General features: G+C 66.4%; 12 protein-coding genes. 1 reads left to right on the top strand and 11 read right to left on the bottom strand.

Annotated features, from left to right (window positions below; translation table 11 throughout):
* The first annotated feature begins 169 nt into the window (after window positions 1–169).
* Window positions 170–1,249, top strand: a complete 1,080-nt coding sequence (locus Y900_RS14015) for a phosphodiester glycosidase family protein (protein ID WP_036342616.1) — start codon at window positions 170–172, stop codon at window positions 1,247–1,249.
* Here Y900_RS14015 and Y900_RS14010 read toward each other — a convergent pair.
* From Y900_RS14010 to Y900_RS13960, 11 genes are read right to left on the bottom strand one after another with little or no spacing between them, the layout of a single operon-like run.
* Window positions 1,242–1,949 carry a YoaK family protein gene (locus tag Y900_RS14010; protein ID WP_036342614.1) on the bottom strand — a complete coding sequence of 236 codons (708 nt, stop codon included), beginning with the start codon at window positions 1,947–1,949 and terminating at the stop codon, window positions 1,242–1,244. The two genes, Y900_RS14015 and Y900_RS14010, sit on opposite strands and share 8 nt — an antisense overlap.
* Window positions 1,950–1,969: 20 nt before the next feature.
* A complete protein-coding gene (locus Y900_RS14005) occupies window positions 1,970–2,626 on the bottom strand; it encodes an Mce protein (RefSeq protein WP_081845103.1) in 657 nt (218 codons plus the stop codon).
* Window positions 2,593–3,150 carry an Rv1363c family protein gene (locus tag Y900_RS14000; protein ID WP_036346728.1) on the bottom strand — a complete coding sequence of 186 codons (558 nt, stop codon included), beginning with the start codon at window positions 3,148–3,150 and terminating at the stop codon, window positions 2,593–2,595. The genes Y900_RS14005 and Y900_RS14000 overlap by 34 nt, the downstream gene beginning before the upstream one ends.
* Window positions 3,147–4,148 (bottom strand): RDD family protein, encoded by a 1,002-nt coding sequence (locus Y900_RS13995; RefSeq protein ID WP_051660057.1) that lies wholly within the window; start codon window positions 4,146–4,148, stop codon window positions 3,147–3,149. Before Y900_RS13995 ends, Y900_RS14000 begins: the two co-directional genes overlap by 4 nt.
* Window positions 4,145–4,780, bottom strand: coding sequence for an Rv1363c family protein (locus Y900_RS13990; RefSeq protein WP_036342609.1), 636 nt, complete (start codon window positions 4,778–4,780; stop codon window positions 4,145–4,147). Before Y900_RS13990 ends, Y900_RS13995 begins: the two co-directional genes overlap by 4 nt.
* The gene (locus tag Y900_RS13985; protein ID WP_036342607.1) at window positions 4,750–6,315 is read right to left on the bottom strand and encodes a virulence factor Mce family protein; all 1,566 of its coding nucleotides are present in this window, start codon (window positions 6,313–6,315) and stop codon (window positions 4,750–4,752) included. Before Y900_RS13985 ends, Y900_RS13990 begins: the two co-directional genes overlap by 31 nt.
* Window positions 6,316–6,330: 15 nt before the next feature.
* Window positions 6,331–7,476 (bottom strand): virulence factor Mce family protein, encoded by a 1,146-nt coding sequence (locus Y900_RS13980; protein WP_237752689.1) that lies wholly within the window; start codon window positions 7,474–7,476, stop codon window positions 6,331–6,333.
* A 5-nt stretch (window positions 7,477–7,481) separates the two neighbouring features.
* Window positions 7,482–9,116, bottom strand: a complete 1,635-nt coding sequence (locus tag Y900_RS13975; RefSeq protein ID WP_036342602.1) for a virulence factor Mce family protein — start codon at window positions 9,114–9,116, stop codon at window positions 7,482–7,484.
* The gene (locus Y900_RS13970) at window positions 9,117–10,664 is read right to left on the bottom strand and encodes an MCE family protein (RefSeq protein ID WP_036342601.1); all 1,548 of its coding nucleotides are present in this window, start codon (window positions 10,662–10,664) and stop codon (window positions 9,117–9,119) included.
* A complete protein-coding gene (locus Y900_RS13965) occupies window positions 10,661–11,701 on the bottom strand; it encodes a virulence factor Mce family protein (RefSeq protein WP_036342598.1) in 1,041 nt (346 codons plus the stop codon). Before Y900_RS13965 ends, Y900_RS13970 begins: the two co-directional genes overlap by 4 nt.
* A complete protein-coding gene (locus Y900_RS13960; RefSeq protein ID WP_036342596.1) occupies window positions 11,698–12,909 on the bottom strand; it encodes an MCE family protein in 1,212 nt (403 codons plus the stop codon). The genes Y900_RS13965 and Y900_RS13960 overlap by 4 nt, the downstream gene beginning before the upstream one ends.
* Window positions 12,910–12,911: the final 2 nt, after the last annotated feature.

The raw sequence follows: 12,911 nt of genomic DNA, 5'->3' as shown, positions 1-12,911 counted from the left end.
GGGACACATAACCGTCTCGCGAGAAATTTCCGTTCCGGACAGCCATTGCTGCTGGTCGTGACGACGCCGGTGCCGAACCGCCGCGGGACTGTTACCTAAGTTGACTGTGTGGTTGCTGAGAATGATGGAGTACGTGCCGTAGGGCACCGACCGTCATGAAAGGGCAACTGTGCCAACCATCGCCGCGAAGTTGCGCCTCCTGGTCGCGGGCAGCATGACCGCGGTGAGCTGTCTGACCCTGGCAGCCACCACCGGCACTCCCGTGGCGGCGGCCGATGCGCGCGCGCAGCTGGCCCAGGCGATCGCCACCACGCGCGGCAGTTACCTGGTCTACAACTTCGGCAGCGGTTTTCCCGCACCGATGCTCAATGCCGGCGGCAACTGGTACGAGCTCACCAACGGCGGCCACCTGATGATCATCAAGGCGGCCTCGAGTCGGCTGACGCCGCGACTGCTCGTCGACAGCCACTCCGGCTATCAGGCGCGCTGTGAACGGACGCCCGGCACCCGCACGCGGGACGGCCTGGTACAGGCCTCGGAGATCTACACCCCGCTGCAGGCCTGGCAGGCACTCGGCCAGCCCACCATCGCGATCAACGCCAACTTCTTCGATGTCCGTGGGCAGCAAGCCGGTTCGTGGAAATCGACCGGGTGCAGCTCCCCGCTTGGCGCCTACATCGACAACACTCAGGGACAGGGCCGGGCCAATGCCGCGGTGACCGGAACCGTCGCCTACGCAGGCAAGCAAGCGCTGTCCGGCGGCGACGAGGTGTGGACCGCGCTGACCACCATGATCCTGCCCGTCGCCGGGGCGCCGTTCGTCGTGACCCCCAAATCACCCGACGACTACGACGCTGCCACCCCGGTGATTCAAGGCCTGCTGGACAAGGGGACCCGCTTCGTCGCCGTCAGCGGACTGGGACTGCTTGCGCCGGGCGACACCGGGCAGATGAACGACGGCGGGCCGAGCGCCGCCCGCACCGCGCTGGCCTACGCCCGCGACAAGGATGAGATGTACGTGTTCCAGGGCGGAAGTTACACCCCGGACCAGATCCAGGATCTGTTCCGGGGTTTGGGCAGCGACACCGCGATCCTGCTCGACGGCGGCGGCTCGTCGGCGATCGTGCTTCGCCGCGACACCGGCGGCATGTGGGCCGGTGCCGGTGTGCCGAAGGGTTCCTGCGACACGATGGCTGTGCTGTGCGATTCGCGTGAGCGCGCGCTGCCCGCCTGGCTCGCCTTCAACTGATCTGTGATTTCGGTGCCGCGTCGGGTTGCGGACCGTATCGGAACACGGCCAGGCCGGCTGCCACCACGACCGCCGCCAGAGCGATCACCGGCGCGACCATGAAACGCGACATCGTCGCACCGATGGTCGCACCCGCGCACATCGTCGCAACCACGGTGTAGCGCAACTTTTCCCGCTGCCCGGTGCCGCCGGCAAGCCGGCTGTCGAAGCCGATCCCCACCAGCGTCGTCGTCAGCACCGTTGTGGACAGTTCCTGAATGCCGAACTGTCGGGCCGCGGCGTTCTGGCCACCGAACGCCAACGCCAGCCCGGCGATCAGGATGAGCTTGCCGTCGTCGTGGTAGTCGACAACACCGCTACCGGCAAGCGCGGCCAGGACCGCAAGCAGCACCACCTCGGCGCCGAGCGCGGCGGTCAGCCAGGTCCGCACCGCCACCTCATGGTCGAGGTGGCGCGCGAAGCGTCCGCCGAGCACCGTTCCGGCCAGAAAGCTGACGAACGCGACGACCGCGGCGGTCATGTCCACCCCGGAATGCGGCACGAACCAGAACCCCAGGAAGATCACGTTGCCGGTCATGTTCGCCACGAATACGTGGCCCAAGACCAGCACGCTGATCGCGTCGACCAGTCCGGTCGCGAACGTCAGCAACAGCAGCGCGACGACGGTGGATCGTTGCGAGACGGGCGAGGCGACGGCCATGCGCCCAGTATCGCAACGAGTTACAGCTTGGGCGTCAGGTCCAGTGAGGTCACCGTTGTCATCTTGGTGACCAGCCAGTGTGATCCGTCGCGGGTCAGCTGAACGCGGTACGACAGATACTTCGTCGCGGGAATGTCCTTGGTGAGCGGGCTCTTCGACGTGGTGTTGGTGTAGACGATCGCGGTGGCTTCCGATCCGGTCAGCGATTCGACGGCCGCGCCGACCACTTCGGTGCTGTTGGTGACCTTCGCCTGCTTGTTGGTAGGCACGATCGCGTCGACGTACTTGCGGTACTGATCCTCGAAATCGCCGGACAGGTACTTCGCCGATCGATCGGGCAGCTTGTCCATGTCGTCGGGGGTGTAGGTCCACAGTGTCGTGATCGCGTCGGCGGCGGTGCGGGCGATCACGAGCTTGGTGTCGACCGCTGCCTGGTCCATCAGGTACGGCTGGACGGCGACACCCGCGAATGCGCCTCCGGCGACGAACACAGCCGCCGAGGCTCCCACAGCGACCGCGGTCTTGTTGCGGCTCAACCAGGTTGGCTGCTTCGGCGTTTCCGCGGCGGCCGGCTCCTCAGTCTCGGTGCCGGCGTCGGTCTCGTTCGCCTCGTCCTCGGGCGTGGCCTCGGGTGCGGCGTCGGTCAGATCACCTGCAGCAGGTTGCTGATCTTCCACGGACCTCCTGCACCTCCTTCCTGGGTTGCGGTGACCACCCAGCGGCTGCCACTTTCAAGGGTCTTGCCGTCGGGCATCCGGGTTTTGGTGGTGGCGGCCACCACCACGTCGGCGCTGCCGTCGCGGTTCCAGCGCTCGATACCGAGATCCTGGACGGTTCCCGTCGTCGGCTCGGCCCGGGCCACCTGGATGACGACCTCATTCATCTTGTCCTGGTACAGCTTTGCGAACTGCCCGGTGCCCTGCGCCAGCACCTTGTCCGCGTAGTCGTTGGCGTGGAACGGGTCGATGGATGTGTAGTGCGTGACGAATCCGCGAACAAAGCTGAGCACTGCCACATCCCGAACCGCGTCGTGCCGCTGGGTCTCGCGTTTGACCAGCAGCAGTGTGCTGGCGGTGATCGCGGCGATGATCAGCACCGCCGCCAACCCAGCGACCAGGGGCAGCACCCAGCGGCGCGGTTGCGGGTCAGGCAACCGGAACAGGTCCCGGTGGTCGGCGTCGAGCTTGCGGCGCGGGCTCACTTGGGCTCCCCGGCCGGGTTGGGCTTGGCCAGCACCGACAGGTTGGCGACCTGCCACTGGCCGGCCGCCGACCTCTCGAAGTTCACTCGCACAGTGGCGGTGATCAGCCGTTGCTTGGGCGCCTCACCGCGCTGGCCCTGCATGAGCAGCAGCATGACGGCCTTGTCACGGGTGTTGGTCAGCACCGCGCTGTTGGTCACCCAGTAGTCGTTGTCGACGGGTCCGGCCTTACGCACGGCGTCCTGCTGCTCAACCAGCTGCGGCCGGTACGCGTCGGTGGCCAGGCCGCGGGCCCGCGCGAAGTCGTTATCGATCGACGCGACGTCATAGCTCAGCATCTGCGAGACGATCCGGGGGCCGTCCACCGCCAACTGCTGGCGGGCCTGTTCGACAGCGAGTTCCGGCCGATACACACCGAAGTAGGCCAGCGCAGTGGCACAGGCGGCCAGCACGGCGAGAACCGCCAGCACCACGCCGGCCAGTCGTCGCCGGTTGGGGCGCTCACCTTCGACGCGGCGGACCTCGGTGCGGGTGAGCAGGTCGGCGAAAGTGCGGCCGCGCGAATCCCACAGCGGCCACAGCCAGCCGAGGAACACCGCTGCGGTGTCGAGCAGATGCGCCAGATCGCGGACCAACAGGCGGAATACCCCGGGCGGCGTGCCGTCCCGGTTGACGACGGCGATGCCGGCCAGCGAACGGCCCAGGGTCCAGCCGGTGACGGTCGGCAGCAGCCAGCGATTGACGGCCATCGCCAGGAACACCGCCCCAGCCACTGCAGCGCTGCCCCACCGCAACCATGCGATGCCGGACAACGACGCGGACTGCGCCACCAGCAGGCAGGTGATCACCACGCCGACACCGAAGAACACGTCGACCACGAACGCACCTGCCCGTGCCGACCAGCCGGCCGGCAGCCCGGCGGGAGCCTCGTTGGCGACCTCGGTTGCGTCGACGTCGGCCTCGGCGCCGGTGTCCGCTTCGGGGACCGTCACCGTCACTTGCTCACCTGGTCGAGGTTGGCGATCTTGTACGTGCCTCCCTCAGGCGCCATCTTGACCCGCAGCCGATACCCCTGCTCCTGGTCTTGGGCCGCGGAGTTGGACACCTTCACCCGCACCGCGACCAGCACGTCCATCGATCCGTCGTCGTTGTGGCGTTCCACGGCCGCACGCATGTTGGAGACCTGAACCTGGACCTTGGCGGCCTGGTAGGCGTCCACCAGCAACCCGCTGTACAGGCTGGCCTGGGCCGCGAAATCGCCGGTCGAGCATTCGATGATCTTCTGCTGGCTGGCCGCCATCGCGGTCGCATCCGGCGCCTGGGTGGCGGTGACGCAGTCCTTGGCGGCGGCGAGCGCGACGGTCTCGGCCCGCGCCGCGGCGGCGCTCTTCTCGTGCGACCGCAGTGCGAAGAATCCGCCGGTGGCGACGAGCAGGCCGGCGATCGCCAATCCGACAGACACCACAGCCAGGCGGCGTCCGCTCAACCGTGACCCGCGCGCCGCGATGCCGTCGCTCGGTTCGGTCTCGTCGACCGGTGGGGTCGGATTCGCCGTCTCCTCAGCCGCACTGTGGTCGGCATCGTCGGCTGGCGGTGGGGTCAGCCGGCCGGAGCCAGCATCTCCTTCCATCCGTCGTCTCCTGTACTGCTCGAGTTCTTGACGTCGTATTTCACGCCATCGGGACCGGTCAACTCCCCGCTCTGCGGGCTGTAGACGGCCGTGTTACCTGGTGCCGGGCTACCTGCTGCCGGGGTGTACGTGCAGGGGTTCGGTTGTTGACCGTTGCACTGAACGGTGCCGGTCCCGGGTGCAGTGAGTGGGTCACTCGTCGGTGGTGTCGGGCCCGGCAGCAGATCGGCCGGCAACGGGTTCATCCCGTTGTTGATCGACGGTGCCGGTATCACGGTACCGGGGTTCACTGGCTGATCACATCGAGCACCGGGCGCGGGGCAGTTCAGCACCTGGTTGGGGTCGCCGTACCAGGGGTTGTTGCCCAACGGGGTGTAGGGCTCGTTGCTGCGGCACTCCATCGGCGTGGCGGCGCGCTTGCCGGGCACATCGGCGCACGGGAAGTTACGCGCGCCGCGGACCACGTTGGCCGGGGTGTCCTTCGGGATCTTGCAGTACAGCCCGTTCTCCACCGGCATCGGCCGGGTGTCCGCCGGAGCTCGCCACTGGCTGGCCGGCAGGAAGCCGGTCAGACACGGCGGCGGCTGGTTGATCGTCAAACCGAAGTCCAGCGCGGCCTGGTGCGGGTACGGCGCGGACACCGACTGCGCAACCGATGCGCCCTGCGGAAGCAGCACCAGCGACTGCTCGACGCCCTTGTGATAGCGCTTGAGCATGTCCAGGATGATCTCGAGGTTGGCCAGCGTCTGCGGCAGCGCTTCCTGCACGTCGCTGAACACCGCGTTGACCGCGTCGGCGGTCGGCGCGGCTTGTTTCAGCCCGTCGCGCAGCGCCTGATCCTGCGCGGCGGTCTGGGTGGTGATGGTGTCCAGGTTGGCCGCCCACCGCTGGATCGCATCCGAGGAGTTGACCTGGCTGTCGACGACGGGCGCCGAGTTCTGGATGATGTCGTTGACGTCTTCGATGTTCGTCTTGAAATCAGTCACGATCGCCTGCGTGCCGTCGACCAGACGTTGCAGCGCCGGCCCCAAACCACCTACGGCTTGGGCCGTTTCGTTGAGCAGCACCGGGATCTTGTCGGCCGGTAGCGCCGCAAGCCCCTTGTTGGCGGCGTCCAGCGCCGGGCCGATCTCCTCCGGCACCGTCGACTTGGTGATCGTCTGCCCGGGCGAGAAGTACTGCCCGGGATTGCCGTCCGACACCAGGTCGAGGTACTGCTCGCCGACCGCCGACACCGAGTGCACGTTGGCCGTGGCGTCAGCCGGGATCTTGTACTTGTCGCTGATGCTCATCGTGGCCCGGACACCGTTCTCGGTGGGCTCCACCTCGGTGACGCGCCCGATCGTGATGCCCCGGTAGGTGACGTTGGCGGTGGCGTACAAGCCGCCCGAGGACGGCAGGTTGGCCTTCAGCTCGTACTGCCCGATGCCTGCCAGGGTGGGCAGGCGCAGGAAGTACCAGCCCAGCACCAGCAGGGCGATCACGGTCAGCACACCGAACATGACGAGCTGCGTCTTGATGAAACGGGTCAACATCTAGCCGTCACCCCTTCACTCGCCGCGCTCGACATACGGTCCCCCGTCGGTCATGTTCGGGTGAGGCGTGAACCGGACATCCGGGATCATCGTCTGCGGGTCGCGACCCCACGCCTGCTCGAGCGCACGCAGCATTCCGGACACACCGGTACCGGTGAGGAACGCGTTGTCGATCGAACTGAGCGTCAGGTCGAAGGTGGCCGACGTGTTGATGTAGTCGCCGCGGATCACCTTCGGGATGTTGTCGATCGGGTACGGCGCGGTGATGACGAGCTTCAGCGAGTCGATCAGGTAGGGCGCCGCTCGGCCGAGCTGCTTCAACGGCCGCTGCAGTAATGCCAGGTTGGTGTCGAAGTTCGCCCGCGCCTCCGAGAAGGTGTCGGCGGTGACCTTGCTGAACCGGCCGAGCGCCTCGACGGCACCGGTGAACCGGTCCCTGGCGTCGGCGAAATACTTGATCAGCGGCGGGAATTCGGTCAGTACGCGGTCCAGGGTGTTGTTGCGCGCAGCCACGATCGACACCAATTCGTTGGTCTTGTCGATCGCCCGGGTCAAGTCGTCCCGCTGCTGGTTGAGCTGATCGGTGAACGTATCCAGCTTGGTCAGGAAGTCGCGGATCTGCTCGCCGTTGCCGTCCAGGATGTTCGCGACCTCGGTCTGGATGACCTCCAGGTTGGAGATGCCGCCGCCACGAAGCACGGTGGCGATGCTGGCCAGGGTTCGCTCGGTGGTCGGGAACGACTGGGAGTTCTTCAGCGGGATCGTCGCACCGTCGCGCAACGGCTCGGGCGACGGGTTCGGCGGCGGATCCAGCTCGACATGCTGGGTGCCCAGCAGGCTGGTCTGGCCGATGCGCGCAATGGCATTGGCAGGCAGCTTGACCCCGGGCTGCAGACCCAGCGTCAGCGTCGGGATCCAGTTCTTCAGTTCGATGGCACGCACCGTACCGACGAAGACGTCGGCGACCCGGACGCGACTGTTGACGTTGAGCGCCAACGTATCCGGCATCTGGACGTACACGGTCATGGCTTTGTCACCGGTGCCGGGACCGCCCGGGATCGGCACGTTGGCGATACCGCGCCATCCGCACGACGTCAGGATCAGCGCCGTCAGCACCAGCACGAACCCACGCCAGCCGTACCGACGGGTGGTGCTCAGAATCGTGCTCACTGTCCACCTCCCATCTCAGCGGGCAGCGGCGGACCCGCGGGTGCGGGTGCGGCCGGTGCCGGCCCGGCCGGAGCCGGGGCCCCGCCGTTGATCTGCTGCGAGACCGGCAACGGTCCCGGGACCACGTCCGGACCCGGCGGTGGCGGCGGGATCGCTCCCGGGTACCACGGCGGCGGCAGCGGGTTGTTCTGGTCGTACGAATTCGACGGCGCGCCACCCCGCGGACCACCCGGCGGGTAGTTCACCGGATCAGGCCCGCCCATCAACGCGGCCAGTGAGTCCGGGGTCAGCATGTTGGCGGTGAACGCCTGGACGTCGACGCCCTGCATGCCCGGCGCCACGATCCAGCCCTGCTCATGGTTGCCGTGCGAGAACAAGGTGTCGCGCGACCAGATGCCCGGCACCGTCGTGTCCTTGTATCCGGGCGGCGGCCGCAGCCGTTCCTCGGAGTAAGCGATGTACTTCGGCAGCGTCTCCGCCGTCGAGAACTGGTTCACGCCGAACGGCGGGAAGTTGAACTTGATGGCATCCATGATCGGGGCCAGGTACTGCGCGCACATCTCCGCAGAATCCTGGTAACCCAACCGGCTGCCGGACTGGATCGCGCTGCAGATGAACTGCATCGGGTTTGCGAAGCTCGCGATCGTCGGAATGGCCACCAGCGCACCGTGAGTCGGGTGGTAGATGTTCTGCAGGTTGGCGGCCAGGTTCGGGTAGACGTGCAACACCGTCTCCAGGCCGTTGCGCGAATCCGGCTGCAGCACCTGAGTGGTGACATCGGAGAGGTTGTGGATGTCCTTGGTCAGCACCGAACCGTTGTCTTTGACGAACTTGCGCGCGGTGGTCAGCAAGGTGTCAATGTCCTTGACCGCCTTGGCGACTTCCTGATCGGAGTTGGAGAACGAGTTCGTGAACGTGGCCAGGTCGGTGTTGAGCGCCACCAGCTGCTGATCACTCTTGTGCAGCGCGTTGACGAACAACGCCAGGCTCTTGAGGACGGCGAAGAAATCGCCGCGACCCTCGTTGAGCGCACTCACCGCGTCGGACAGGGCCTTGAACGTGGTGTTGATCTGCTGGCCCTTGCCCTCGAGGCCGTTGGCGAAGGACTCCAGGACATCACCGAACGGGCCCTTGGGCTGTTCGGGTGTCGGGCCGAGTTTGGTGACGATGTCGGAGATCTGGTTGCGCAGGTCGTCCCATTCCACCGGCACCTGGGTGCGGTCGATCGGGATGACGGCGTTGTCGGCCATCACCGGGCCGCCGGTGTATGCCGGCGCCAGCTGGATCACGCGGGAGGCGACCAGACTGGGGTTGAGGATCGTCGCGGTCGCGTTGGCGGGCACCTTGTACTTGTTGTCGTAGTGGAAGGTGACCTTCATCTTGTCGCCGGCCGGCTCGATCTTGTCGATCCCGCCGACCCGCACGCCCATGATCTGCACCCGGTCACCCGGATAGAGGGCCAGCGCCTCGGGGAAGTACGCCACCACGGTGTTGGTGGTCAGCTTCTCGTACAGCTTGTAACCGACCACCGCCACGACCAGCGCGATGACCACCACGAGGGTGCCGACGATGACCGACGTCCGAGACATCTTGGGCAGGCCCAGATTACGGATGTTGAAGACTGTCGACATTTACGCTCCCCCTCCCTGGTCGACGGGCGCCAAGTCACCGACCGGCGGCACCTGCGGTCCCGGTCCCGGCGGCGGGATCGGGCCGACCAAGGCGTTGGGCGGCGGGGCGTATCCGGGGATGTCGGTGGCCGGGCCCGGTGTCGGAGCGACCGGCACCGTGCGAGCCCCCGGCGGACCGGGTGCCAGCGGCGGGGCGGGCACACCCTGGATGCTCGGCGAGAGTTCACCCGGGAAGGCGGCGCTCGGAACACCTGGGGCGTAGCCCGCGGCGGGGTTGGGCGCGGAGATCGGCACGTCGGCGTTCGGATAGCCCGGCCCTCCGAACGGCCCCTGGGTGAGACCGGCACACGGCAACGGGTTGGCGTTCGTCGGGATGCCGTCCGGTGGCGGGGTGTACGAGCACGGCGAGCCGGGGCCGACCGCGGGACCAGGATGGTCCGGCGTGCCTTCCAACGGGGTCGGAGCAGGCGGCGGAGCACCGTTGGGCTGGCGCTGGCCGTTGGGATCCGGGAAGCGGAAGGCCGGCAGGCCCGCGTTGCGCCAGAACTCCTCGGGATCGATGCCGCGCTTCTTGAATGCGGCGTCCACCCACGGCTGCAGGATCTGGTACGGCAGCAGGTTGACCACGAGCACCTTGAAGTACGGGCCGGAACCGATGGCCTCGGCCAGCGCGCCCATGAACTTCGAGGCGGTGATCAGCACGTCGGAGAGGTCGGTCTTGTGCTTGACCAACACATTGCTGATCGTCTTCAGCTGCTCCAGAACGTGATTCAGGTTCGGGTTGTCGTTGACGAAGCCGGTGAACTGCTGGGAGATCAGCGAGATGTTGGACAGCAGCGAATCGACCTCGGCACGACGTTCGTTGACCGCGGCCAGCAGCGTCTGGGCGTTCACCGCCAGTCGGTTGATCTGCTCGCTGCGGTTACCCAGCACGGCGGCGACCTTGTTGGCGTTGGCCAGCAGTTGCTTGAACTGTTCGTCGCGCTTGCCGATGGTGTCGGAGAACCGGGCCACCCCGTCCAGCGCCGCACTCAGGTGCGGGTAGGTCTGATCGACGGTCTCCGACAACACATTCAACGATCGCTTGACGGTGTCGATGTCCCAGCCGGAGGCGGCCTTGGTCACGTCGAACACCGCGTCGTAGATCTGGTACGGCGTGGTGGTCTGGCCGACGGGCAGCACCCCGCTGGCCCGCAACAGCTTGCTGCCGCGGGGCTCGATCTCCAGGACGCGCTTACCGAGGATCGTCTCGGTGCGGATCGCCAGCCGGCTTTCGGTGCCGATCTGCCTGGCGCCCAAGTCGAATCCGATCAGCACCTTGTCGCCGTCGATCTTCAGCGACTTCACGGTGCCGACATCCATTCCGGCGATGCGGACCTTGTCGCCCGCGTTCAGCCCGGCACTGTCGGTGAACTGGCCGTAGTAGGCCGGCTGGGCGAACAGCTGCGGAATGCCGGAAAAGCTCTGTCCCACCCCGATGACCAGGATGACGATCAGCATGCCCGCCAGGCCATTCCTGATGCGGTTGGAACCCTCTAGCGTCCTCATTGCGGCGTGCACCTACCCGTGGGCTGCTGAGTGATCTTCACGGTGCGGACCGGTCCACCCGGCTGCAGGCCGTTGAGCTTCAGGTTGATGTCGCACAGATAGAAGTTGAAGAAGTCTCCGTAGATACCGCCGGCACGACCGATCATCTTCACGGCCGCGGGCAGCTTGGTCAGCAGGTCGTCCAGCCGGTCCTGACCGTCGGCCAGCGGCTGCTGGATGGTCTCCAGCTTGGCGATGGTGTTCTGCAGCTGCGGGCGGTCGTCGGCCAGAAGATCTCCCAACGTTCCTGTCGCGTTGCTGATGTCGGCGACCGACTGTGCCAGCGGGTCCTTGCGGTTCTTCAACCCGGTGATGAGCACCTCGAAGTTGTTGACCGTCTGGTCGAAGTCCTTCTCGTGCTTGACGGTGGTGTCCAGCACGGTGTTCAGGTTGGTGATCACCTGACCGATGGCCTGATCGCGATCGGCCAGCGCGGAGGTCAGCTGAGCGGTCTGATCCAGGATGTCGTTGATGGTGCCGCCCTGTCCCTGGAAGACGGTGATCAGCGAGGAGGCGATGGTGTTCACCTTCTGCGGATCCAGCGACTTGAACAGCGGCTTGAACCCGCCGATGAGTGCGTCGAGATCCAGTGCAGGCTGTGTGCGCGACATCGGGATGAAGCCGCCCGCGGGCAGGATCCGGTCGGCGCCCTCACCGGTGCCGCGGTCGAGGTTGACGTAACGGTTGCCGATCAGATCTTGGTAACGGATCTGCGCGGTGGTCGACTGGTACAGCGGCAGGGTGCGGTCGACGTTGAGCGTGACCTGTACGCGGTCGCCGTTGCCGACGAGCTTGATGTCGGACACCTTGCCGACCTCGACGCCGCCGGCGCGGACGAACTGACCGTCCCGCAGACCGCTCGCATTGCTGAATTCGGCTGTGTACGAGGTCGTTCGGTCGAAGCGGAACTGCCCGAACACGATGATGATGACCGCCGTGAAGAGCAGCAGCACGAACGAGAATGCCGCGAGTTTGACTGCTGTGCCGGTGATTCTCATGGGTTGATCGTGTTCTCCCCGACTTGGCGACCCCACACGTACTCGGTGAGGATGGGCTGGCCGAGTTCGAAGTGGTTGTACGGGGCGAGGGAGGCTCCGTCGTCGACCACCAGGTGCGGCGCCGGCCAGAAGTTCCGATCGATCTTCTGCCAGCAACCCGGCGCACCGCCGGGGCCGCCGTGCCCGTTGATCCTGGGCGGGTTGTCCGGATAGACGTATGGGTTGGGGGCACCGAGGAATTCGGTGACGGTATCCAACGAATAGCCGTTGCCGCCGAACGCATCCAGCGCCTGCGGCAGCGCCTCGGCCTCGCCCTTGATCTGGCAGTACAGCTGCGGGCTGTAGGTGTCGAGCAGTTGGGCGGTCGGCACCAGGTCGGCCTGGCCGCGCACGAAGAAAGGCTTGCTGCGTTCGAAGATGTCGGCGCCGGTGTTGCCGAATCCGGTGGACGCCAACAGCGCGGCGTCGAGATCCTTCTGCTGGGCGTTCAGCGTGCTGGCCGTGGTGACCGCATGGTCGAGGGAATCCCAGAACGCCGGGCTGGCCTTGATGTAGACATCGGCCAGGTTCGACAGCTGCCGGATGTCGGTGCGGATCTGCGGCATCTGCGGGTTGACGTCATCGAGCACCGCGTTGCCGTTGACGATCGACTTACCGAACTTGGTACCCAGGCCGTTGAGCGCCTCGGCGGCCGCGCTGAGCGTCATGTTCAGCTTGACCGGATCCACCTTCTCCGAGATCGAGATGACCGTCTCGAACAGCGTGTTGAACTCGGTGGTGACCCCCGAGGTCTTGATGACGTCGCTGCTCGAAATACGGGCCTTGACCGGATCTTTCGGGCTGGTGAACGACACGTACTTGTTGCCGAAGACGGTGCTGGCCTTGATCTGCGCGTCGACGTTGGCCGGGATCAGCGAGATGTAGTGCGGGGCAACCTCGAGTGTCAGCTCGGCCACCGACTTGCCGTCGCGGTTCACCGAGGCGACTTTGGTGACGCGGCCGATCTCGACCCCGTTGTAGGTGACCTTCGACCCCGGATCCATCACCAGACCGGCGCGGTTGGACACCATCGTCAGCGTGGTCTTGCGGGTCAGGTCGCCCCGGAATTGCAGGTACACCAGCGTGGCCAGCACGAGGGCCAGCAACAGGAACACCACACCCGCGAGCTTGAGCGGCGGGCGCCGGGATGAGTTGAGCGGCGTCGTCATAC

The sequence above is a fragment of the Mycolicibacterium aromaticivorans JS19b1 = JCM 16368 genome, from assembly GCF_000559085.1.
Lineage (GTDB): Bacteria > Actinomycetota > Actinomycetes > Mycobacteriales > Mycobacteriaceae > Mycobacterium > Mycobacterium aromaticivorans.
Note: the sequence above shows the minus strand (reverse complement) of the source record. Positions and strands in the feature narration are given on the sequence as shown.

What these genes read in the sequence shown, in the direction of transcription:
- Y900_RS13985 (WP_036342607.1), bottom strand. Translation starts at nt 6,315, where the DNA reads ATGTTGACCCGTTTCATCAAGACGCAGCTCGTCATGTTCGGTGTGCTG.
- Y900_RS14010 (WP_036342614.1), bottom strand. Translation starts at nt 1,949, where the DNA reads ATGGCCGTCGCCTCGCCCGTCTCGCAACGATCCACCGTCGTCGCGCTG.
- Y900_RS13990 (WP_036342609.1), bottom strand. Translation starts at nt 4,780, where the DNA reads ATGGAAGGAGATGCTGGCTCCGGCCGGCTGACCCCACCGCCAGCCGAC.
- Y900_RS13965 (WP_036342598.1), bottom strand. Translation starts at nt 11,701, where the DNA reads ATGAGAATCACCGGCACAGCAGTCAAACTCGCGGCATTCTCGTTCGTG.
- Y900_RS13975 (WP_036342602.1), bottom strand. Translation starts at nt 9,116, where the DNA reads ATGTCGACAGTCTTCAACATCCGTAATCTGGGCCTGCCCAAGATGTCT.
- Y900_RS13970 (WP_036342601.1), bottom strand. Translation starts at nt 10,664, where the DNA reads ATGAGGACGCTAGAGGGTTCCAACCGCATCAGGAATGGCCTGGCGGGC.
- Y900_RS13960 (WP_036342596.1), bottom strand. Translation starts at nt 12,909, where the DNA reads ATGACGACGCCGCTCAACTCATCCCGGCGCCCGCCGCTCAAGCTCGCG.